The sequence below is a fragment of the Streptomyces monomycini genome (genome assembly GCF_022271435.1).
Taxonomy (GTDB): Bacteria; Actinomycetota; Actinomycetes; order Streptomycetales; family Streptomycetaceae; genus Streptomyces; species Streptomyces monomycini.
The window spans coordinates 164,551-186,243 of record NZ_JAFIQY010000009.1 but is presented as its reverse complement, the minus strand read 5'-3'; the positions used below and the strand labels follow the sequence as shown (position 1 = coordinate 186,243).

At 73.4% G+C, this 21,693-nt stretch carries 17 protein-coding genes; 8 read left to right on the top strand and 9 right to left on the bottom strand.

Annotation, left to right across the window (positions count from 1 at the left end):
- Positions 1–76 precede the first annotated feature (76 nt).
- On the bottom strand, positions 77–1,663 hold the full coding sequence (guaA, locus tag JXZ78_RS14215; RefSeq protein WP_030019873.1) for a glutamine-hydrolyzing GMP synthase: 1,587 nt from the start codon (positions 1,661–1,663) through the stop codon (positions 77–79).
- 343 nt (positions 1,664–2,006) lie between these two features.
- Here guaA and JXZ78_RS14210 point away from each other — a divergent pair, with 343 nt between their 5' ends.
- Both JXZ78_RS14210 and JXZ78_RS14205 read left to right on the top strand, forming a co-directional pair.
- Positions 2,007–2,321, top strand: coding sequence for a chorismate mutase (locus JXZ78_RS14210; RefSeq protein ID WP_050502422.1), 315 nt, complete (start codon positions 2,007–2,009; stop codon positions 2,319–2,321).
- A gap of 811 nt (positions 2,322–3,132) precedes the next feature.
- Complete coding sequence (locus JXZ78_RS14205) at positions 3,133–4,176, top strand: LPXTG cell wall anchor domain-containing protein (protein ID WP_063726075.1); 1,044 nt, start codon at positions 3,133–3,135, stop codon at positions 4,174–4,176.
- Between the two features lie 30 nt (positions 4,177–4,206).
- Here JXZ78_RS14205 and JXZ78_RS14200 read toward each other — a convergent pair whose 3' ends face one another.
- The 3 genes from JXZ78_RS14200 to JXZ78_RS14190 form a co-directional block, all read right to left on the bottom strand.
- Positions 4,207–6,057 (bottom strand): GMC family oxidoreductase N-terminal domain-containing protein, encoded by a 1,851-nt coding sequence (locus JXZ78_RS14200; RefSeq protein ID WP_033037631.1) that lies wholly within the window; start codon positions 6,055–6,057, stop codon positions 4,207–4,209.
- Positions 6,058–6,110: 53 nt separating this feature from the next.
- A complete protein-coding gene (locus tag JXZ78_RS14195; RefSeq protein ID WP_030019877.1) occupies positions 6,111–7,775 on the bottom strand; it encodes a succinic semialdehyde dehydrogenase in 1,665 nt (554 codons plus the stop codon).
- A gap of 195 nt (positions 7,776–7,970) precedes the next feature.
- Positions 7,971–9,638, bottom strand: coding sequence for a serine/threonine-protein kinase (locus tag JXZ78_RS14190; protein WP_030019878.1), 1,668 nt, complete (start codon positions 9,636–9,638; stop codon positions 7,971–7,973).
- A 330-nt stretch (positions 9,639–9,968) separates the two neighbouring features.
- On the opposite strand from JXZ78_RS14190, the gene JXZ78_RS14185 reads away from it, so the two are divergent.
- Positions 9,969–11,078, top strand: coding sequence for a hypothetical protein (locus tag JXZ78_RS14185; protein ID WP_030019879.1), 1,110 nt, complete (start codon positions 9,969–9,971; stop codon positions 11,076–11,078).
- Here the strand turns inward: JXZ78_RS14185 and JXZ78_RS14180 are convergent.
- The gene (locus JXZ78_RS14180) at positions 11,020–12,153 is read right to left on the bottom strand and encodes a M64 family metallopeptidase (protein ID WP_308281023.1); all 1,134 of its coding nucleotides are present in this window, start codon (positions 12,151–12,153) and stop codon (positions 11,020–11,022) included. The genes JXZ78_RS14185 and JXZ78_RS14180 overlap by 59 nt on opposite strands.
- A 436-nt stretch (positions 12,154–12,589) precedes the next feature.
- Between JXZ78_RS14180 and JXZ78_RS14175 the strand changes: the two genes are divergently transcribed.
- The gene (locus tag JXZ78_RS14175) at positions 12,590–13,243 is read left to right on the top strand and encodes a response regulator (RefSeq protein WP_030019881.1); all 654 of its coding nucleotides are present in this window, start codon (positions 12,590–12,592) and stop codon (positions 13,241–13,243) included.
- Positions 13,244–13,311: 68 nt separating this feature from the next.
- Positions 13,312–14,430: a sensor histidine kinase gene (locus JXZ78_RS14170; RefSeq protein ID WP_050502423.1), complete on the top strand. Its 1,119-nt coding sequence runs from the start codon at positions 13,312–13,314 to the stop codon at positions 14,428–14,430.
- Between the two features lie 218 nt (positions 14,431–14,648).
- Here the strand turns inward: JXZ78_RS14170 and JXZ78_RS14165 are convergent, their stop codons facing one another.
- Complete coding sequence (locus tag JXZ78_RS14165; protein ID WP_030019883.1) at positions 14,649–15,023, bottom strand: STAS domain-containing protein; 375 nt, start codon at positions 15,021–15,023, stop codon at positions 14,649–14,651.
- 404 nt (positions 15,024–15,427) lie between these two features.
- On the opposite strand from JXZ78_RS14165, the gene JXZ78_RS14160 reads away from it, so the two are divergent.
- Both JXZ78_RS14160 and JXZ78_RS14155 read left to right on the top strand, forming a co-directional pair.
- Entirely contained in the window at positions 15,428–16,039 is a 612-nt protein-coding gene (locus JXZ78_RS14160; protein ID WP_030019884.1) for a sigma-70 family RNA polymerase sigma factor, read from the top strand.
- A complete protein-coding gene (locus JXZ78_RS14155) occupies positions 16,036–17,550 on the top strand; it encodes a zf-HC2 domain-containing protein (protein WP_372498422.1) in 1,515 nt (504 codons plus the stop codon). The genes JXZ78_RS14160 and JXZ78_RS14155 overlap by 4 nt, the downstream gene beginning before the upstream one ends.
- A gap of 48 nt (positions 17,551–17,598) precedes the next feature.
- Here the strand turns inward: JXZ78_RS14155 and purU are convergent, their stop codons facing one another.
- The gene (gene purU, locus JXZ78_RS14150) at positions 17,599–18,471 is read right to left on the bottom strand and encodes a formyltetrahydrofolate deformylase (protein WP_030019886.1); all 873 of its coding nucleotides are present in this window, start codon (positions 18,469–18,471) and stop codon (positions 17,599–17,601) included.
- 72 nt (positions 18,472–18,543) lie between these two features.
- A complete protein-coding gene (locus JXZ78_RS14145) occupies positions 18,544–18,993 on the bottom strand; it encodes an SCO4402 family protein (RefSeq protein WP_238783097.1) in 450 nt (149 codons plus the stop codon).
- Positions 18,994–19,173: 180 nt separating this feature from the next.
- Here JXZ78_RS14145 and JXZ78_RS14140 point away from each other — a divergent pair, with 180 nt between their 5' ends.
- Positions 19,174–20,523: an ABC transporter substrate-binding protein gene (locus JXZ78_RS14140; RefSeq protein WP_030019888.1), complete on the top strand. Its 1,350-nt coding sequence runs from the start codon at positions 19,174–19,176 to the stop codon at positions 20,521–20,523.
- Between the two features lie 156 nt (positions 20,524–20,679).
- On the opposite strand, the gene JXZ78_RS14135 is transcribed toward JXZ78_RS14140, so the two are convergent.
- Positions 20,680–21,660 (bottom strand): ABC transporter substrate-binding protein, encoded by a 981-nt coding sequence (locus tag JXZ78_RS14135; RefSeq protein ID WP_030019889.1) that lies wholly within the window; start codon positions 21,658–21,660, stop codon positions 20,680–20,682.
- Positions 21,661–21,693: the final 33 nt, after the last annotated feature.

The following is a 21,693-nucleotide window of genomic DNA, read 5'->3' as shown; positions in this document are numbered from 1 at the left end:
ACAACGCCGCAGCCGCCGCTCAAACTGATGAGCGACGGCTGCGGCGTTGACCTGGTGCGGGGGACCTACGAGGGGGTCACTCCCACTCGATGGTGCCCGGGGGCTTGCTGGTCACGTCGAGGACGACGCGGTTGACGTCGGCGACCTCGTTGGTGATGCGGGTGGAGATGCGGGCCAGGACGTCGTACGGCATACGGGTCCAGTCCGCGGTCATCGCGTCCTCGGAGGAGACCGGGCGCAGCACGATCGGGTGGCCGTAGGAGCGGCCGTCGCCCTGGACGCCGACGGAGCGGACGTCGGCGAGGAGGACCACCGGGCACTGCCAGATCTCACGGTCCAGGCCGGCCGCGGTCAGTTCCTCGCGGGCGATGGCGTCGGCCTCGCGCAGCAGGTCCAGGCGCTCGCGGGTGACCTCGCCGACGATGCGGATGCCCAGGCCGGGGCCGGGGAAGGGCTGGCGCTGGACGATCTCGTCCGGCAGGCCCAGCTCGGCGCCGACCGCGCGGACCTCGTCCTTGAAGAGCTGGCGGAGCGGCTCGATGAGCTCGAACTCCAGGTCCTCGGGGAGGCCGCCGACGTTGTGGTGGGACTTGATGTTCGCGGTGCCGGTGCCGCCGCCGGACTCCACGATGTCCGGGTAGAGCGTGCCCTGGACCAGGAACTTCACGGGCTCGCCTGCCGCACCGGACTCGGCGACGATCTCCGCCTGGGCCTGCTCGAAGACCCGGATGAACTCGCGGCCGATGATCTTCCGCTTCTGCTCCGGGTCGGAGACGCCGGCCAGCGCCTTCAGGAAGCGCTCCGAGGCGTCGACGACCTTCAGCTGGACGCCGGTGGCGGCCACGAAGTCCTTCTCGACCTGCTCGGTCTCGCCCTTGCGCATCAGGCCGTGGTCAACGTAGACGCAGGTCAGCTGGTCACCGATGGCCTTCTGGACGAGGGCGGCGGCCACCGCGGAGTCCACGCCGCCGGACAGGCCGCAGATCGCCCGCGCGCTGCCGACCTGCTCACGGATGGCCGCGACCTGCTCGTCGACGACGTTGGTGGTGGTCCACACCGGCTCGATGCCCGCTCCCCGGTAGAGGAAGTGCTCCAGGACCTGCTGACCGTGCGTGGAGTGCATCACCTCGGGGTGGTACTGCACGCCGTACAGCTTCTTCTCGTCGTTCTCGAAGGCGGCGACCGGGACCATGTCGGTGGAGGCCGTGACGGTGAAGCCCTCGGGCGCGGCGGAGCAGGCGTCGCCGTGCGACATCCACACGGGCTGCTCGGCCGGGGTGCCCTCGAAGAGGGTCGAGGCGTTCTTGGAGACGTGCAGGTCGGTACGGCCGTACTCCCGGGCGCCGGTGTTGTCGACCGTGCCGCCGAGGGTGGTGGCCATGAGCTGGAAGCCGTAGCACATGCCGAAGACCGGGACCCCGGCCTCGAACAGGGCACGGTCCAGGCTGGGCGCGTCCTCGGCGTAGACCGACGACGGGCCGCCGGAGAGGATGATCGCCTTGGGGTTCTTGGCGAGCATCTCGGACACCGGCATGGTGGACGGGACGATCTCGCTGTAGACCCGGGCCTCGCGTACGCGGCGGGCGATGAGCTGGGCGTACTGCGCGCCGAAGTCGACTACCAGGACGACGTCGGGGGCGGCAGCAGGTGACGCTGATGGCACTTCGGCGGCCTTCCGGCGGTGGTGGTGCAGGGGTTGGACTTTCGATTCTAACGGGCTCATACTGAGCGCCATGTACAAGCAGCTGACCTTCATCTTTACCTATGGCACCGGCCCGTCCGGCTGCCATGGTCGTGCTGCTTGATCAACTGACGAGCGACTTCCCAGGCGCCCCGGGCCGGTACAGGCCCGGGGCGCTCGGTTTTTTTCCGTGGGCGGCGGGCCGTAGGCGGTGCGGACGGCGGCTGCGGGGTCATGATCCGTAGGAGTGACGGACATGAGCGGTATCCAGGCGGTCACGGACCCGGCGGCGGTTCCTGTGGCCAAGGCCACGGCGGACAGGGCCATGGGCTCGGGCTCGGGCTCGGGCTCGGGCAGGGCCACGGTGAAGCCCGACACCGGCGCGCGCACCGAGGCGGCGGCCGGGGTGATCACGGACGCCCGCGGGCGGATCGACGATCTCGACGGCCGGATCATCGGCCTGGTCCAGGAACGGATGGCTGTCTCGGCCGTGATCCAGCGCGAGCGCATCGGCTCCGGCGGGCGCCGGGTGAACCTGTCGCGCGAGATGGAGGTGCTGGAGCACTACCGGGGGCAGCTCGGCCGGCCCGGCACCGCCCTCGCCATGACGCTGCTGGAGCTGTGCCGCGGCCGGGTCTGACCCGTGGGCGGCGACTCACCCGTACGGCGCCGTGACGGCCCCCGCCGCACTTCGTTGTTCCGGATGCCACGCCAGCCAGGTGCGGTCTGCAGGACTACGCGTAGACGCCGCCCGTGGGCGGATCCACCGGAGCGATGAGACGCCGACCGACTTGGAGCGGTCCGCGTCGTGGGACCTCGCTACGGTGCCGTGACCGGTCAGCAGGGGACAGCAGCCCGGTCACATCCGATGGGGCGGTCGGTCCTGGGGACGCCCGGGGCCGACCGCATCCGGTCGAAACGGTTGCGCCGGATGAGGCGCGTCCAGCACGATGCAGAAGAGCGGCACACCGTGCCCGGAGCGTGGCGGTGAAAGCGGCACGCCGTGCCCCGAGCGGGAGACGGCAGCCGTCGGCGGTCCGGACCGCCGTACGGCGTACGGACGCCGGAGCCACCGGCGCCGGCAGGCGGCCGAGGCCGCGATCGTGGGGTTCCCCTCCCCGGACAACTTGAGAGCCAGCGGCGCCATCCCCCCCCCCGGCGCCGCTTCCTCGGCGCCGACGCTGCCCTGACGCCGGCGCCGAAAGCCAAGGGCCCCGCGGCCGTCCGCACCCCCCTCGCGGGCGGCGTCCCGGGGCCCTTCGCTGTGTACGGGGACAGGCGCCGCGCGAGGATTCCGGCGTCACTCGCGGCACTCGGGCCCGGGCGTGCAACCTTTTCCGCTCATGGCCGGTCAGTATCTGCAACCGCCCGGCCATCCCGCGCCCCACCGCGACGGCCCGTCCCGAACCGGTGCCGTGCTCACGGCACTTCGGCTCCGAGAGGTCTTCACGATGAAGCTCCGCCGTGCCCTGGCCGCCGTCGCCGCGACGGCCGCCACCGCCCCTGCCGCCCTGCTGGCGGCCCCCGCCGCGTACGCCGCCGAGACGCCCGGGCAGGCGCCGACGGCCAGCGCGACCACCGCCACCGCCACCGCCACACCGACCGCGACCGCGACCGCGACGCCGACGCCCGGCGCGTCCGAGACCTCCGGCTCCCCCGCGCCCGGTGAGAGCGGCAAGCCGCCGCAGGGCGAGGGCGGGCCGAAGACCGCCGCACCGGCCCCGCCCGAGGGGGCGCGCCCGGGGAAGAACGCGGAGCCGGGCACGCCGGCCACCCCTTCCGCCACCCCGGAGTGCAAGGACTGGTCGAGCGAGCGGTCGGTCAAGGCCGAACTGCGCGGCCTGCCCAGCAAGCTCGTCGCCGGGTCCGGGTGGGTGGACTTCACCTACCGCGCCACCAACACCTCCACCGGGCACATCCTGTCCGTACAGGCATTCGCGCAGGTCTTCGCGCTGGACGACGAGACCGGCGACGATGTCTCCCAGCACCTGACGCTCGAATGGTTCGACGCGGCGACGGGGCAGTGGAAGCCGGTCGCGGGCCCGGAGGAGGGCGACGGCTACTTCGCCTCGATCGGTGACGCCGACGGCCTGCGGCCCGGAGAGTACGCGGAGGCCAAGCTGCGGCTGAAGGCGGACGCCGGGACGCCCGCCGGCTACGGCGGCGCGGTCAGCGTGGGCTGGTACCTGAACGCGGACTTGAAGTGCGGCTTCTCCGAATCCGCCGACTACCCGTTCGACATCGTGCCCGCCGGCAGCACCCCGCCGGGACACGTGCCGGACGCCCAGGGGCGGCCCGGCACCCGCCCCAACCATCCCTCCCCGCAGGGCTGGTCGAAGAAGCAGCAAGCGCAGCTGCCGGTCACCGGGAGGCTGGCCGAGACCGGCGCGTCCTCCGGGCTGCCGGCCCTCGCGCTGTCGGGTGCGGCGGCGGTCGCCGTCGGTGCGGGCGCGGTGTTCACCGTTCGCCGACGCAAGGGCGCCGACGCGGCCTGAGCCGGGGAAGGGGACGGCACGAAACGTGGGTCAGCTCTCCGCCGGGGCCGTGAACTGCGGCTTCGGCGGGACGGCCGGTACGGGCAGCAGCGGCAGCCGCAGCGCCGCGAACGCCTTCTCCGGCACGGCCGGGCGGTGCGGCGCCACCGCGGACAGCCGCTGGTAGGCGCGGCCCGGCGCGGGACGGGGGTCCGCCTCGCCCTTGTTCGGCCACAACGACATGGCGCGTTCGGCCTGTGCGGTGATGGTCAGCGACGGGTTGACGCCGAGGTTCGCGGAGACCGCCGAGCCGTCGACCACCGAGATGCCGGGGTGCCCGTACAGCCGGTGGTACGGGTCGATCACGCCGTGGTCCGCGTCCTCGCCGATCGGGCAGCCGCCCAGGAAGTGCGCGGTCAGCGGGGTGCCCATCAGTTCGCCGACGTTGCTGCCCGCGAAGCCGTTGATCTCCTGGGCGAGCAGGGTGGCCGCCGCGGTGGCCTCGGGGATCTGCTGGGGGTTGGGCGCGCCGTGGCCCTGGCGGGCGGTGAGCAGGCCTTTGCCGAGGCCGCCCGGTTTGCGGTACGTGGTCAGGGAGTTGTCCAGGGACTGCATGACCAGGCCGATGATGGTCCGCTCGGACCAGCGGCGGTTGGACAGCGAGCGCAGCAGCAGGAGCGGGTGGCGTACGCAGTTGGCGGCCCAGGCGAGGGCGCGAGGCGCGCGGGTCGCGATCGGGACTTGAAGGATGGAGAGGCTGCCCATCGCGTTGGAGCCCTTACCGTAACGGACCGGCTCGATGTGGGTGCTGTCGTTCGGGTGGATGGAGGAGGTGATCGCGACGCCGCGGGTGAAGTCGGCCTTCGGCGCGCCGTGCGCCTTGCGGTAGCGGCGGTCGTCGGTCTGCGCGCCGACCAGGGCCTCGGAGTTGGTGCGGGTCAGCTCGCCGAGCCGGCCGGAGATCCGGGGCAGCAGGCCGCTGTCCTTCATCCGGTGCAGGAGCGTCTGGGTGCCGTACGTGCCCGCCGCGACGACCACCCGGCGGGCGGTGAACGTGCGGCCCTTGCCCTTGCGCTTGTCGTCGGTGGGCAGCGTGCCGACGGCGAAGCCGCCACGGGAGTCCTCGGTGACGGTGACCACCGAGGTCATCGGGTGGATGACGGCACCGGCCCGCTCGGCGAGGTGGAGGTAGTTCTCGTTGAGGGTGTTCTTGGCGCCGTGCCGGCAGCCGGTCATGCACTCGCCGCATTCGGTGCAGGCCGTACGGGCGGGGCCCGCGCCGCCGAAGTACGGGTCGGGGACCTCGGTACCGGGGGCGGTCCGCGCCGTACCGTCGGCGTCCCGGCCGTCGCCGAAGAAGACGCCGACCGGCGCCAGGTGGAAGGAGTCGCCGACGCCCATCTTCTCGGCGGTGGCCTTGAGGTGGACGTCCGAGGGGGTCATGGTCGGGTTGAGGCGGACGCCGAGCATCCGCCGCGCCTGGTCGTAGTACGGCTTCAGCTCGTCCTGCCAGTCGGTGAGGTGCCCCCACTGCTGGTCCTCGAAGAACTGTTTCGGCGGTACGTAGAGGGTGTTGGCGTAGTTCAGCGAGCCGCCGCCGACGCCGGCGCCCGCGAGGACCATGACGTTGCCGAGCAGGTGCACGCGCTGGATGCCGTAGCAGCCGAGGGCGGGCGCCCACAGGTAGTTCTTCAGGTCCCACGAGTTCCTGGGCAGCGTGGCGCGGGTGAAGCGGCGCCCGGCCTCCAGGACGCCGACGCGGTAGCCCTTCTCGGTCAGGCGGAGCGCGGAGACGGAGCCGCCGAAGCCCGAACCGATGACGAGGACGTCGTAGTCGTAGCCGTCGTCGTGGCCGTCGTCGGAGGTGACGCGCTGTTTCTGGGCAGGGTGGTCCTGGGGCACTGGCACTCCCTTGCTTCTCGGGCGGGCCCGCGGGCCCGTGTCACGGCGGCGGCTCAGCGGAGGCGCAACGCCTTCATCGCGCGCAGGCTGCGGGTCATGAACGCCGCGTACTTCTCGTCGTCCATGCCGAACGACGGGGCGAGCGGCATGAGGCGCTGGTGGGCGACGGTCTGCGCCTCGGTGTACTTCAGGATGCCCTCGGAGCCGTGGCGGCGGCCGAGGCCGGAGTCGCCCATGCCGCCCATCGGGGACTGGACACTGCCGTAGGCCGCGGCGTACGCCTCGTTGACGTTGACGGTGCCGGTACGCAGGCGGGCGGCGACGGCGCGGCCGCGGCGGCCGTCCTTGGTCCAGACGCTGGAGTTCAGGCCGTACGGCGTGGCGTTGGCGCGCGCCACGGCCTCGTCCTCGTCGGTGAACCGGTAGACCGAGACGACCGGCCCGAAGGTCTCCTCCTCGCAGACGGCCATCGGGGACTCGACGCCGTCCAGGATGGTGGGCTCGTAGAACAGCGGGCCGATGTCCGGGCGGGCGCGGCCGCCGGCGACCAGGGTGGCGCCTTTGGCGACGGCCTCGTCCACGTGCCGGGTGACGGTCTCCAGCTGGCGTTCGCCGACCAGCGAGCCCATGTCGGCGCCGTAGGCGAGGGCACTGCCCAGGCGCATCGCCTTCGTGCGGGCGGCGAAGCGCTCGACGAAGGCGTCGGCTATGGACGCGTGGACGTACAGCCGCTCTATGGAGATGCACAGCTGGCCCGCGGAGGAGAAGCAGCCGCGTACGGCGCCCGCCGCGGCCTTGTCCACGTCGGCGTCCTCCAGCACCAGCATGGCGTTCTTGCCGCCGAGTTCGAGGGAGACGCCGACCAGGCGGGCGGCGGCGCCCTGGGCCACCTCGCGGCCGGTGCGGGTGGATCCGGTGAAGGAGACGTAGTCGGCGTGCTTGACGACCTCGGGGCCGACGACCGGGCCGTCACCGAGGACGACCTGCCAGACCTCCGGGGGCAGCCCGGCCTCGATGAGCTGTTCGCGGGCCCAGAGGGCGGTCAGGGCGGTCTCCGTGTCGGGCTTCATGACGACGGCGTTGCCGGCGGCGAAGGCGGGCAGCGCGTCGCCGACGGACAGCTCGAAGGGGTAGTTCCAGGGTGCGATCTGCCCCACGACCCCGCGCGGCTGCCGCAGTTCGGTGACCTTGGTGAGGGTCGGCACGACACCGGTGTGGCTCCGGGGACGCAAATACGCGGGTGCCTTGCGGCCGTAGTGGCGGGCCGCGACGGCGACGGCCTGGATCTCCTCGTGGGCGTGCAGCCGGGCCTTGCCGGTCTCCAGCTGGATCAGGTCCAGCGCCTCGGCCTGGCGGCGGAGCACCAGGTCGTGGAAGCGCAGCAGGACGGCGGCGCGCTGCCGTACGGGCACCTCGGCCCAGGCGCGCTGGGCGGTGCGGGCCCGCTCGAAGGCGGTGGCGACGTCCTCGGGCGTGGACTCGGGCAGATCCGCCAGCTTCTCTCCGGTGAACGGCGTGTGGTTGGCGGTCCGGCCGCTGCCGGTCACGCCGCGGGTGAGGCGGGTGACCAGGTGCGGGGTGACCACGTCGGCGGCGGTACGGGTGCCGGCGGCGGCGCGGGCGACGGGGTTGCCGCCCGCGGGGGCGTCCCGGTCGGCGGCGGGCGCGGCGCCGACGGGTGCGGAGGAGCGGGTTCCGGTGTCCTGCGAGTCCGTCATGCGGGCGAGCGTATGACGCGCCGGACGCTTTGGGTACCCACCGGTAACGAGTTTTCCCGCGGTGGGCACCATCGCGCCAGTGTTTGCTGGCCACAAGGGCGCTGTGCTGGGGGGTTGCGGGTGCGGGACAGTACGCGGGCGGTCCCCGAGCGGTATGTGGGCGGTGCGGCGGAGTACGGCAGGGACGGGCCCCCGTCACCGCGCCGGGGAGCCGACGCCTACCGGGTGGAACGTCCGCAGCGCGACCGTGAAGTGCCGTTTCGCCCGGTCGCGTTCGGCGAGTGGCGCCGAGACCAGGACGTCGTACGTCCTGCCGCTCTCCTCCCAGAGGAGGCCGAAGGTGTGCCGGGGGCCGCCGTCCTCCGGCCCGCCGTCCCAGGTGAACTCCCACCGGGCCGCGGGCAGGCCGCGGTGCGTGGCGCGCGTGACCGTGCCGTCGCGGTACCCGGGGTACTGGTCCGGGCCTTCCGCGTGGGCCCGGCGCAGAGTGTCGAGCGGCCCGGCGGGGGACGCCTGCCGGAGGCGGACGCCGAGCCGGTAGCGCCTGCCCTCGGAGGAGTAGAAGACGCGGGGTTTCTCGTACGAGCGGGTAAAGCCTTCGGGGACGGCGAGGGCGAAGCCGAGCGGGTCGCGCACCATGACGTAACCCGGTGGGGCGGTGGCGGTGGTGGCCGTACCAGGGGTGCCCGAACGTTCCTGCGACGGCGACAGCGACGCTGATGGCGACAGCGATGCTGATGGCGCCGGCGGCGACTGCGTCGCCCGTTGCCCGCCGCCCTTGCCGTCCCCGCCCTCACCCCCGTCCCTGAGAAACAGCGCCGCGAGCCCCACCCCCGCCCCCGCCAGCACACACACCGCCAGCCCCACCAGAAACACGGTGCGCGCGCGTCCGGTGTGCGGGCGGGCCGCGGCGGCCAGCGCGCGGTTCGCCAGGGCGTCCGGTATCGGGACACCGTGCGCGCGGCCGGGCTCCGGCGCGGGTGCCGGGCGCTCGGGTGCGGCGGGCGGGGACGGCGGGGTCTCGGGCGCGCGGCCCGACTGGAGGTAGCCGCGCAACAGCCGTTCGGTGCCCGGGATGTCCAGCCGCCGCTCCGGGTCGCGTTCCAGCAGGCCGCGGACCACGGCCAGGAGGGGGCGGGCCGGTTCCGGCAGCTCGATCTCGTCGTGCACGACCGCGCTCAGCACGCCGCCCAGCGAGTCGCGGTGGAACGGCGACCGCCCGCTGAGCGCCGCGCACAGCAGCACTCCGACCGACCACAGGTCCGCCGCCGGCCCGGCGTGCCGGCCGGCCATCCGCTCGGGCGCGGTGTACTCGGGTGAGCCGACGAAGCCGCCGGCCTCGGTCAGCGTCGGGCTGCCGGGGAGCTGGGCGACGCCGAAGTCGGTCAGGACGACGCGCCCGGTGCCCTCCTCCAGCAGGACGTTGGCGGGTTTGATGTCGCGGTGCAGGACACCGCGCGCGTGCGCCACGCGCAGCGCGCCGAGCAGGGCCAGGCCGATGCGCGCCACCTCGCGGGGTGCCAGCGGGCCGCCGCCGGACAGCCGGTCGTCGAGGGAGGCGCCGTCGACCAGCTCCATGACGATCCAGGGGCGCGCGTCCTGTTCGACGACGTCGTGCAGGACGATCACGTTCGGGTGCTTGATCCGCGCGACGGAGCGGGCCTCGCGCATCGCGCGCGCCCGTTCCGCTTCGGGGTCCGCGCCGGCCGGGCCGTCGTCCAGGTGCAGTTCCTTGACCGCGACCTGGCGGCGCAGCATCTCGTCGGTGGCGCGCCAGACCGTTCCCATGCCGCCACGGCCGAGCCGTTCGCCCAGGCGGTAGCGGCCGGCGATGAGCCGGCCCTCGCCCCGCAAGCTCCCCATGGGGTCATCTTGCCCCAACGGCCGGGCGCAGGCGGTGGATGGCGGGGGGACACGGGGTGGACGAGAGGCGCACGGGTCGGTTGCGCACGATTGGGGCGCGCGCCCGCGGGCAGGGAGTGGGAAGCCTGGCCGGACGGTGTGCGGTGGGGCGCGGTGACCCCGTGTACGGCAGTGCCGCACGACACACGCGGGGGAACCTCCGCCGCCTCTGCCGCCGTCCTTGACACAGTGAGGCGGCAGCAGCACACAGCAGTGGCAACAGGCCAGCGGCAACGAGGCAGTCGGCAGCATCCGGGCTCTGAGCACGGCGCGGCGGATCGGGGGTCGGACATGGTGATGCAGGACGGCGGTGCGGCGGACGTCCGGCCCGGTGCCGACCCCGGACGGGCGGCGGCCGGGCACGAGCGCGCGTACCGCACGGCGGGGGCCGCCCTCGCGGTCTACGGCGGCGCGCTGACCGCGTGGACGGTGTACGGCATCGTCCAGGGCGACGGGAGTGTCTGGGACTTCTTCGAGGGGCTCTTCAACCCGCGCGCCTCCTTCTTCATGTGGACGCTAGGGCCGGGCGAATGGGCCCTGGTCGTCGCGCTGCTGGCGGTCGCGGCCGGGGCGCTGGCCCTGCGGCGGGTGGCGCGTACGGGCGCTCTGCTGCTGGGCTGGGTGATCCTCGCCCAGTCCGCGCGCGAGATCGTCGGCCTGTGCCACGCCGGGTACCGGCACGTGTACGCCCTGGAGCCGCTCGGCGGCTGGGTGCTGGCGACCCGGGCCCTGGGGCTGCCGACCGCCCTGATCGTGATCGTGGCGCTGCTCCGGGCCACCGAACGGCCGGGGGCGGCCGGGGCCGCCGCGCACGGCGGGGAGGACGGCGCCCGGGCAGCGGCGGCAAAACGGTCGTGCGCCGACGCCGACTCCTGGTGGCGGCGCCGGCTCTCCCGTATCTGCGGAGTGCTCTTCCTCGTCATGGGCGCGACCCGGCTCGTCTGGGCGGCGTGGGGCACGGCCGAGGAGCACATCGGCCTGGCCACCTATCTGCGCCGGGCGGTGGACGGCTCCGCGACCGGCGACGTCGTCCAGCTCTCGCAGTCCGGCGAGTTCACCACGCTCTCGTCGGTCACCGTCCTGCTGGTGCTCGGCGTGCTCGCCGTCCGCAGCAACCGTGACGTGCGCGGCGCGCTCCTGGTGTTCGCCGCGGTCGAGCTGTACCTGACCGTGCGGACGGTGGTCCTGCTGACCGTCACCGGGTTCTTCGGCGGCCCGCTCGTCACCGGCGAGAGCGCGGCGTCACTGGTGATCACGGCGTACGAACTGGCCGCCACGACCTCGGTGGTGGTCCTGGCGACCGGCCGCTCGTTCAGTGCCTACGGTGCGTACGAGACCCGGGTCAGCGGCCCGTATGGCGGTGGAAGCCGTCGATCATCGCCTGACGGCCGGGCAGGTTGAACTCCCGGCCCAGGGTCCGCATGATCGAGTTCTCGGTGGGCCGGTTGAGGCCGCGCGGGTAGTAGCCGCCGCCCTCGAAGGCGCCGACCTTGCCGCCGTCCGGCGAATTCTGGCCGAGGTAGCGGTACCACTTGGCCTTCTTGGCCTTCATCTCCGCGACGCTCATCCTGGTGACGTTGGGCGCGGCCGGCTCCGGGCCGCTGTACGTGCCGTTGGTGTCGTACACGTACTCGTCGGCCAGCTTCCCGAGGGAGTGGCCCGTCTCGTGGACCGCCACCTGCGCGGAGTCGCGGTGGTCGGAGGAGGCGGTGGCGATGCCGTCGTAGCCGACGGAGGAGGTGATGCCGTTGTAGCCCGCGCCGCCGTACTTGGCGGAGTTGCCGAGGACGAGCACGAGGTCGGCGTCCGGGGCCTTGGAGGCGTACGACTCGACCTTGCCGGTGTCCACGCACAGCAGGCGCTCGATGTCGTCGCACCAGAAGCGGGCGTCCAGCGCGGTGTCCTTGACCACGCCCTTGGCCGGGTCGCCGGAGACGCCGGACTGGTTGGAGACGGCGTCCACGGTCCAGACGTTGAACAGCGAACGGTTCGAGGCGTACGGCTCGACGGCGGAGACCTGCGCCCACTTGGCCTTCGCGTCGGCGTGGAAGTCCTTCTGCTGGGCGAGCGTGTAGCCGTCACCGATGATGACGACGTCGACCTTCTTGTCGGTGGGGCCGTTGCGGACGACCGAGGTCACGGTGCCGTCGGCGGCCAGCTCGGTGGCGGAGCGCGCGCGGTGGGCGCTCAGCAGGCTCTTGGGCGTGGCGACCGGGACGCTGGTGTGCCGGGGGTGTCCCTGCGGGGTGAAGTACTCGACCTGCTGGGTACGGGCGGCCGCGGGCGGGGGCGCCGGAGCGGCGGCGGGGGAAGCCGACGCGGCGGGGGCGGTGGCCGCCATGCCGCCGACGAGCGCGAGTCCGGCCGCGGCGGCGGCCGCGCGGACACCCGCACGGCGTCGGGTGGCCGCCCGGTTCCGTATGCGGGTCCGTATGGAGGTGCCGGGCGGAGTGGGGGTACGCCGGGGTCTGTGCACGAAGAAGCCTCCGAAGCGATGCCGAGCCGTGCCCCGGGGGGGCCGTGCTCCGAGGGGGTGGTGGCCCGCGCGGCGCCCAACAGGCAGGCGTACGGCGGATCGCGGCCAACCTAGAGGCGGCAGTGACGGGAGGCAACGGGCGGGGCGGAAGTTGTCCGGAGGTGAGCGGAGCCGGGCCGGTCACCGGCGCGGACCGGGCCTACGGGCTCGACGGCGACGGCCGCCACGTGTGGGGGTCGCGGCGGCCGTCACTGTGAGCTGCGCCGCCTCGGCGGCTCGTGGCCTCCCCGGTGGTGCAGCATGAAAGGCACTCTGCCCGCGGGCGCCACCTCACGGCATCCTCCGCAGGTCGTGCACCGACCCCCGCCGTCCGGCGGGGGTGGGCCACGGTGTGCGGCGGGCAGGCCCATGGACGCGATGCAGAGAGGGGCGGCCGGTGATCCGTGTCGCGGTGGTGGACGACGAGCGGCTGGTCAGATCCGGGCTGCGGATGATCCTGGGCACCGCCCCGGACATCGAGACGGTCGCGGACTGCGGCGGCGGCGAGGCCGTGGACACCGTGCTGGAGAGCGCGGCGGACGTCGTACTGCTCGACATCCGGATGCCGGACGTGGACGGGCTGACCGTCCTGCGCGGTCTGCGCGCCGCCCCCGAACCGCCCGCCGTGGCCATGCTGACGACCTTCGACGCACAGGAGTACCTGACCGCGGCGCTGCGCGAAGGCGCGGCCGGTTTCCTGCTCAAGGACTCCGACCCCGGACAACTCGTGCGGGCCGTGCGGACCCTGGCCGAGGGCGGCAGCGTGCTCGACCCGGGCGTCACCCGGGCCGTGATCGGCGGCTTCCTCACCGCCGAGGACCAGGCCGCGGCGGTCCGCGCCGTAGGGGCGCTGACGCCGCGGGAGTCCGAGGTGCTGGCGCTGCTCGGCGAGGGCCTGGGCAACGCGCAGATCGCGGAGCGGATGGGCCTGGCGCCGAGCACCGTCAAGGACCATGTGCGGGCGCTGCTCGGCAAGCTGGGCGGACTCAACCGGGTCCAGGCGGCGATCCTCGCGGACCGCGCGGGCCTCGTCGCGGGCGGCCCCCGGTGACCGCGGGCGGCGGCCTCTCCGGCGGCATACGCCGGGCCGTACCCGCGGTCGTGCCCCTGGCCGTGCCGATGCTGCTGTCCATGGTGGACGCGTTCCTCGTCAACGGTCTGGACCTGGGCCTGGAGTTGGGCGTCTCCCTGGTCGCCGCCGCCGCGCTGCTGCTGCGGCGCCGGCTGCCGCTCGCCGTCTTCCTCGGCACCCTCCCCGGCCTCTACATCGGCTACATCTGGTTCGCGCCGATGATCGCCCTCTACACCCTCGCCGCGCTGCGCCCCGGCCGCGCCCGGCTCGGCGTCTGCGCCGCGCTGCTGATCGCCGCGCACTGCCTCCCGTACCCGCTCTCCGACCTGGACCCGGGCGCGTACCGCGAGAACATCCAGGTGCTGATCGACGCGACGGTGACCTCGGCCGCGCCCATCGCGCTGGGCCTGCTGGTGCGCACCCGCCGCGAACTCGCCGCCCGAGTGGACGACCTGACCCGCAGCCTGCGCCGCGAGGACCGGCTGAACGCGGACCGGGTGCTGGCCACCGAGCGGGCGCGGCTGGCCCGCGAGATGCACGACGTGGTCGCGCACCAGGTGAGCCTGATCAGCCTCCAGGCCGGGGCAGTGCAGGTGAGCGCCGGGGAGGACGCCGTACGGGAGTCGGCCCGGACGATCCGCGAGCTGTCCGTACGGACCCTGGAGGAGCTGCGGCACATGGTCGGCATCCTGCGGGCGGCCGGCGGCGGCAGCGCGGACGCGCGGGAACCGGCACCGCAGCCGGATCTGGCCGAACTGCCGCGGCTGATCGAGATGAGCGCCCTGGACGTCGTGTACGAGCACGAGGTGCCGGACGGGGCGGCCGGGGCCAAGGCCGTGGAACGGGCGGCCTTCCGTACCGTCCAGGAGGCGCTGACCAACGTACGCAAGCACGCGCCGGGCGCGCGGGTACGGGTGCGGGTCGCGGCGGTGGGGGCGGAGCCGGACGCCCGCGACGGGGAGCCGGTGACCCCGCAAGGACTGCGGGTGGAGGTGCGCAACGGGCCGCCGGACGCCTCCGCGCCGGCCCCGGCGCTGCCGGGCGGGGGCCACGGCCTGGTCGGCCTGCGCGAGCGCGCCCAGAGCCTGGGCGGGCTGCTGGAGGCCGGGCACACGGCGGACGGGGGATTTCTCGTGCGGGCGGAATTCCCCCGGGATGCGGGGTGAGGGGTGAGGGCTCGGGAAGAGGCGTGGGGAGAGGATGCGGGGTGAGGATGCGGGGTGAGGATTTCACCATGTTTATGGCGAGTTGAATTGATCAGGAGGAGGAAAGGCGGTTCCCGATCCACTTTTCATCACGCTGGGTAATTCATGCGTAACTCTGCGCCATGGGCGATCGGCGGGTCCCGCCGTCAGGCGCCCCGCCCCCGGCGGGCCTCGCGGAGTTACGCGGACAGCGGGGCCGCCGCCTCGTCGACCGCCGTGTCCAGGTCCGGGTAGACCTCGAAGAGACGGCGCACGCCGAGCGCCGCGAGCACCCGGTTGACGTGCGAGCCGTCCACCGCGCCCTGCGCGGGCAGGATCAGCCGCAGCCGCCCCTGGCAGGACCGCATCAACCGGCGGGCGGCGATCAGTACACCCACGCCGCTGGAGTCGCAGAACTGGACCTCCGAGAGGTCGAGCACCACGCTGCGACGGCCCTCCGCGACCGCGTCGTGCACGTGCTGGCGCACCGCCGGCGACGTGACCAGGTCCATCTCGCCGGAGACCTGCAACACGGCCCAGCGGCCCTGCTCGCCTTCTGCCACCTTCAACGACACGCGCTCGAAGCCTTTCGCTCGCTTGCGGACGGGACACTTCCCGATACCCACCGGAATGCGCCCTTCCCGCCTCGACTGCCCGGCCGTTCTCCCCTGAAACTCTTCAGAATTCTGTGCGCAACGGGCCGTTCCTCTCCAAGGCTATGCCCAGTGAGCGGGGAACTTTCCCCCGGAACCGGTCACACACGGGTAACACATCGGCAGATACGGACGTGAACGGTTGCGCTTCGATCCACTGTGAGCGGGCAATACCACCAAAAGTGACCGTCTCCATACCATCCGTGGACCACCGGCAGGGCGGGTTTGCCGCAAAGGGGCAACAATGTCGGACCGGACCACTACATTCGATGGCACGGTGGAGTGCGGGACCGCGGGGCACGGCGGCGGCGAGGGATGGGGGCCGGATGGGACATGACGCACCACCGCGCTGGGACAGGCGGATGCAGCAGCGGCTGGCGCGCGGCGAGGCGGCCGCGCTCGGCGAGCTGTACGACCGGTTCGCTTCGCTTGTGCACAGCCTTGCCCGCCGGGTCCTCGGCAGCGAGACCGCCGCCGACCGCATCACCCGTGAGGTCTTCGGCTACATCTGGGAGAACCCCGACTCCTACGACCCCAAGCAGGGGTCGCTGCGCTCCTGGGTGGCCCAGCTCGCCCACCGCCAGTCCGTGCACCGGCTCCGGCAGGCCGGGGCCGCCTCGGCCCGGGACCGCGGCGAGGACGCCCCCGAGCCCGCCGAGCTGGAACGCCAGATCCGCGCCGCCTCCACCGCCGCCCGCGCCGACTACATCGTCACGTCCATGCCCGCCCCGCTGCGCGCCGCCCTGGAGCTGGCCTACTTCCAGCGCCGTGACTACCGCCAGACCGCCGCCGACCTCGGCGTCACCGAGGACGAGGCCCGGCGGCGGCTGCGGCTGGGCCTGCAGCTGCTGTCCACCGCGCACAACCACCAGGCCCTGCCGCCCGCGCGGCCGGCGGAGTCCCCGCCGAGCGGCCCCGGACCCGGACGGCAGCCGTGAACGGCCCGGAGGAGTGGGACCGGCGCGACCCGGACGATCCGCACGACCCGGCCGCCCCGAACGACCGGCGCGACGCGGACGATCCGCACGACCCGGCCGCCCGGCGCGCCCCGAAGGACCCGCACGACCCCGGTGTGCCGCACGGGCCGGGCACCGGCGGCGCGTCCCGCTCCGGCGGCCCGCCCCGTATACCGTCCCCGCGCACCGCGGCCGAGGACGACGGACCGCTGCCCGACGCGACCCCGCCCGCGGCGGAACCGTCCCCCTCGGAACCGCCGACGCCGGAATCGGAACCGGAACCGGAACCGTCGGAACCGGAAGCGAAACCGGAACCGTCGGCACCGGAACCGGCGACCGCCCCCGCGAACGCCGGGAGCACCCCCGCCCCCGCGCCCGCGCCGCCTCCCCACCGGGTCCTGAAGTCCCTGCTGGGCGCCTGGGCCCTGGCCGCCTGTTCCGCCGAGGAGACGGCCGCCGTGGAGGACCACCTCACGGACTGCGCGCCCTGCGCGGACGAGGCGCTTCGCCTGCGGGACGCGGTCGGCCTGCTGCATCCGGCCGACCCGCTGGACCTCGACCCACTGCTGCGCTCGCGGGTACTGGAGGGCTGCCTGGGGCGGCGTCCGGCCCGTATCCCGGTTCCGGAGTGGGCGGCTCCGTACGACGCCGAGACGGCCAAGCTGGACGCGCTGCTCAGCGACATGGGCGAGGCGGAGTGGCAGGCTCCGGTGCGGCTGCGCTGGTTCGAGGACGAGCGGGCCGCCGAGCGGCGCACCACCGTGGCCGGGGTCATCGGGCATCTGATGGCGGTGGACGGCCTGGTCGCCACCGCGCTCGGCCTCGGCGACCCGCTGGGCGCCGCCGCCCCGCACGGACCGGCCGGGCCCGACGACCGTACGGAGGCCTGCTGGCAGGCGATCGCGGACGGCCGCGCCCCGCACGCCACCCGCATGCCGTGGCGCGACCAGAGCCACACCCTGATCCGGACGGTCTCCTTCGCCGGCCACGGCGTCACCGAACTGGCCGTGCCGTACGGGGGCGGCGCCCGGCTGCCGCTGCGCGACGCCTTCCTGGACCGCGCCTTCGAGTTCTGGGTGCACGCGGGCGACATCGCCGAGGCGGTGGACTATCCGTACGAGGCCCCGGCCGCCGGGCATCTGCACCTCATGGTCGATCTGGCGGCCCGGCTGCTGCCCCGCGCGCTGGCCTCCCGGCGCCGGGCCGGGCTGGCACCGCCGCCGCAGCACCTGGTCGAGGCGGGCGCGCCCGGCCGTACGCTGCACCTGGAGGTCGAGGGCTGCGGCGGCGGGCACTGGTACATACCCCTGGACTCGCCGGGAGCGGTCGGCACACCGGACCGTACGGTCGCGCACATCGCGCTGGACAGCATGGAGTTCTGCCAGCTCGCGGCCGGGCACGTCCCTCCGGAGGAGACGGCCGCCGGACAGCACGGCGAGCCGGAGGCGATCCGCGACGTCCTGTTCGCCACGGCGTCGCTCTCCCGGCTCTGAGCGTGAGCGTGCCCGTGCCCCGCCGGGGGCACGGGCAGCGGCCGCTCGTTACGCGAAGACGACCGTGCGCGAGCCGTTGAGCAGGACGCGGCGCTCGCTGTGCCACTGCACGGCGCGCGCCAGGGCCCGGCACTCCACGTCCCGGCCGACCGCCACGAGCTGGTCCGGGGTGACGCCGTGGCCGACGCGCTCGACCTCCTGCTCGATGATCGGGCCCTCGTCGAGGTCCGCCGTCACGTAGTGCGCGGTGGCCCCGATGAGCTTCACACCGCGCGCGTGCGCCTGGTGGTAGGGCTTGGCGCCCTTGAAGCTCGGCAGGAAGGAGTGGTGGATGTTGATGATCCGCCCGGACAGCGCCTTGCAGAGGTCGTCGGAGAGCACCTGCATGTAGCGGGCCAGTACGACCAGCTCGACGTTCTCCTCGCGCACCAGCTCCAGCAGCCGCGCCTCGGCGGCCGCCTTGGTGTCCTTCGTCACCGGGATGTGGTGGAAGGGGATGCCGTAGGAGCCGGCCAGCTCGGCGAAGTCGGTGTGGTTGGAGACCACGGCCGCGATCTCGACCGGCAGCGCGCCGATCCGGGAGCGGAAGAGCAGGTCGTTGAGGCAGTGCCCGAACTTGGACACCATCAGCACGATGCGCATCTTCTCGTCGGCGCGGTGGATCTGCCAGTCCATCTGGAAGGAGTCGCCGACCGCGGCGAAGCTGGCGCGCAGCTTCTCCACGCTGACCGTGGCGTCCGCGCTGAAGTGGACCCGCATGAAGAAGAGCCCGGTGTCGTGATCCCCGAACTGCTGACTGTCCTCGATGTTGCAACCGGTCATGAACAGGTAGCTGGACACCGCGTGCACGATGCCCTGCTTGTCCGGGCAGGAGAGGGTGAGGACGTACTGGTCGGGGCTACTGGGCTGCGAGTCGCTCATGACCTCATAGGGTCGCACATTCCCGGCCGTGGTCCGTCCCGCGCCCGCGCGCCCGGACCGGGACCGGCGACCTCAGACGCCGGCGCCCTGGCCCCGCGTCATGATCGCCAGGACTTCGAGCGAGTGCGGCGCCACGTCCGGGTCCTCGCCGTCCGCCGTCGCCATCCGTACGTGTGCGTCGCGCGCGGCCCGTACCGCCTCCGGCCAGCCGTGGTGCTCCAGGTAGGCGGTCACCGGGGCGTCCGGGCCGACCTGGTGCATGATGCGCAGCACCCGCAGGACGGCGACGTCGACCAGGGACGCCTCCTGGGAGTCGCGGAAGATCGTGCCGACGTACTTCTCGGCGGACCAGTTGTCCAGCCAGGTGTCCTCGACGAGCCGGTAGACGGCGTCGGTGACGTCCCCGTAGCCCGGGAGACCGGCCAGCCAGGTCTCCCGCTGGAAGACGGGGTCGGAAAGCATGTGCAGCGCGGAGCGCACATTGCTGCGCCAGCGCCACCACGGCATGTCGGTCAGCGGCATGGCGCCCATGGTGGTCGAGCGACGGCCGCGACGGGAAGACTTCTCCGAACCTTGCACAGTATTCGATCGTACGTTCTCCGCCGATGATCACCGGCGGCCCCCCGGAGTTCACCCCGCTGTCACCGCTCGTTGCACCGGCGTCACTCACGCGTTCCGGGCGAAGCGGAATGCTCCGTGCACATGACCGGACGGCGACGCCCCTCCTCCCCCCGCCCCTTCCCCCGCGTCCTCGCGGCAGCCACCGCCGCGACGGCCTGCACGGCGGTCCTGGCGTCACTGCTCTCGGCCTGCGGCTCCCTCCCCGGCGCCCCGGAAGGCTCCGGGGAGAAGGAGCCGCTCACGGTCATGACCTGGGCGCCGGTGGACACCAAGGCGACCAACATGCCGGGCATGCCCGCCATGGCCGAGGCGTACGCCCGCTGGGTCAACTCCCGGGGCGGCCTCGACGGCCACCCGCTGAAGGTCGTCACCTGCAACGAGCACAACGACTCGGTCGCCGCCGCGCGCTGCGCGCAGCGCGCGGTCGACGTCAAGGCGGTCGCGGTCGTCGGCTCGTACAGCCAGTTCGGCCGCTCGTTCATCTCGCCCCTGGAGCGGAACGGCATCCCCTACCTCGGCGGCTACGGCGTCTCCGACGAGGAGTTCGCCAGTCCGCTGTCGTATCCGGTCAACGGCGGCCAGGCGGCCCTCCTGGCGGGCAACGGGCGCCAGCTGGCGAGCGTCTGCGACCGGGTCTCGCTGGTGCGCCCGGACACCATCCAGGGCGACCAGATGCCGGCCCTGCTCAGCGCGGGCCTGGCCGACGGCAGCCGCGCCGCCGCGAAGGACGTCCGCGCGCCCGAGGACGGCACCGACTACGCCGACGCGGCGCGGCGCGCCCTGGACGGCGTGGACGCCGCCTCGGGCGGAACGGGCCCGGCGGGCGGCACCAAGGGGGCCAGCGGCTGTGTGACGGCCACGCTCGGCGAGCGCACCGACACGTTCTTCGACTCCTTCCGCCGGCTCCAGCCCGACGGTTCCAAGGTGCGGATCGCCTCGGTGCTGGGCAGCGCCGGCCAGGCGCTGGTGGACCGTACGGGTGGCCGGGCCGGGCCGCTGGAGGGGGCGTACCTCACGGGCTGGTACCCGGTCGCGAGCGATCCGCGCTGGAACCCGATGCGCAAGGTCATCAACGACCACGCTTTCGGCGACAACCGCATTGACCCGGCCGACCCTGGCGTCCAGACGACGTGGATCGCCTACACGGTGCTGCGCGCGGTCGTCGAGCGGCTGGGGAAGCAGGGTGTCCAGGACATCACGGCCCACACCGTGCAGCAGGCGCTGGACCGCGGCGAAGAGGCCGTGGACACCGGCGGCCTGACGCCGAAGCTGCGCTGGCGCTCCGAGGACATGCTCGCGGTGCAGGACTTCCCGCGCACGGTGAACGCGCTGGTGACCTACCAGGCCGTACGGGAAGGGCAGCTCGTGGCGGCGAAGGAGGGCTTCGTGAACGTCGCGGGGACACTGGAGAGGCCGCGGGCGGACAGCTGAGGAGCGTCCGTAGCCGCGCCCTGAGGGGACGCCCGTAGCCCGTCCCTCAAGGACGTCCGTAGCCGTCCCTTTAGGGATACCCGTCGCGCCCCGCTAAGGGGTACCGCCCGTCGCGTCCCCGTCGCGTCCCCGCCGCCCGCCCGTACGGCCGTCCCCTCAGCTCTTCTTGGCGAGGGCCTTCTCGACGTCCGTCAGGACCGCCTCCGCGGCGAGCGGACCGCCCGAGCTGTTCCACGCCGAACCGTCGATCACCACGACATGGCGCTTCTCGACGGCCTTGAGCTTGCCGAAGTTCGGTACGGCCGTGGCCTCCTTCAGCCCCTTCTCCCCCGCGGCCTTGTCACCGAGCGCGCCGAGGAACAGCCAGTCGCCGTCGATGGTCTCCAGACGCTCCAGGCTCACCGGCTCGCTGTGTCCCGAGCTCTCGCCCTGCTGGCCCTGGGGCCGCTTCAGGCCGAGCGCGGTGAGGGTGTCGCCGACGTGGCCCTTGCCCTTGCCGACGACCGAGGGCGCGCCGTTCTGCCAGCGGATGACGCTGGTGACGGCCCCGGCGTTGTCCCCCAGCTCGTTCTTCACGGTCTTCAGGCGCGCGTCGAAGGTGTCCAGCCACTTCTGGCCGTCGGCCTTCTTGCCGAGGGCGTCGGCGGTCGCGGTGAAGGCGTCCCGCCAGGGGGCGTTGAGCTTGGCGGTGAGCACGGTGGGCGCGATCCGGCCGAGCTTGTCCTGGACGCGCTTGGCGCCCACCGTCTCGTCGAGCAGGATCAGGTCGGGGCGCAGGGCGGCGAGCTTGTCCAGGTCGGGCTCGGCGACGTTGGCGACGATCTGCGCGTCCTTCGCCTTCGGCGCGAGATAGCCGGCCACGCCGTTCTGGCCGCGGCCGCTGGTGGCACCGACAGGGTGGGCACCGAGGGCGAGGGCGGCGTCGAGGGTGGGCTCGCTGAGCGTGACCACCTTCTTCGGGGCGGCGGGTACGTCCACCTTCTTGCCGTTGGCGTCGGTGACGGTACGGGTGCCGGAACCGGCCGCCTTGGCATCGGCGCCGTCCTTGCCGCCGGAGTCGCCGTCCCCGCAGCCGGTGAGGGTCAGGGCGCCGGCCAGGGCGACGGTGAGCAGGGCGGCGGGTCGGCGGTAACGCATCGGAGGTGCTCCTCGGGGGTGCGGAAAGGTACG

Bases quoted from the DNA above. Each gene is read 5' to 3' on its own strand.
- JXZ78_RS14210 (WP_050502422.1), top strand. From the start codon at position 2,007: ATGGGCTCGGGCTCGGGCTCGGGCTCGGGCAGGGCCACGGTGAAGCCC.
- JXZ78_RS14205 (WP_063726075.1), top strand. From the start codon at position 3,133: ATGAAGCTCCGCCGTGCCCTGGCCGCCGTCGCCGCGACGGCCGCCACC.
- JXZ78_RS14195 (WP_030019877.1), bottom strand. From the start codon at position 7,775: ATGACGGACTCGCAGGACACCGGAACCCGCTCCTCCGCACCCGTCGGC.
- JXZ78_RS14190 (WP_030019878.1), bottom strand. From the start codon at position 9,638: ATGGGGAGCTTGCGGGGCGAGGGCCGGCTCATCGCCGGCCGCTACCGC.
- JXZ78_RS14185 (WP_030019879.1), top strand. From the start codon at position 9,969: ATGGTGATGCAGGACGGCGGTGCGGCGGACGTCCGGCCCGGTGCCGAC.
- JXZ78_RS14170 (WP_050502423.1), top strand. From the start codon at position 13,312: ATGCTGCTGTCCATGGTGGACGCGTTCCTCGTCAACGGTCTGGACCTG.
- JXZ78_RS14160 (WP_030019884.1), top strand. From the start codon at position 15,428: ATGGGACATGACGCACCACCGCGCTGGGACAGGCGGATGCAGCAGCGG.
- purU (WP_030019886.1), bottom strand. From the start codon at position 18,471: ATGAGCGACTCGCAGCCCAGTAGCCCCGACCAGTACGTCCTCACCCTC.
- JXZ78_RS14145 (WP_238783097.1), bottom strand. From the start codon at position 18,993: ATGCCGCTGACCGACATGCCGTGGTGGCGCTGGCGCAGCAATGTGCGC.
- JXZ78_RS14140 (WP_030019888.1), top strand. From the start codon at position 19,174: ATGACCGGACGGCGACGCCCCTCCTCCCCCCGCCCCTTCCCCCGCGTC.
- JXZ78_RS14135 (WP_030019889.1), bottom strand. From the start codon at position 21,660: ATGCGTTACCGCCGACCCGCCGCCCTGCTCACCGTCGCCCTGGCCGGC.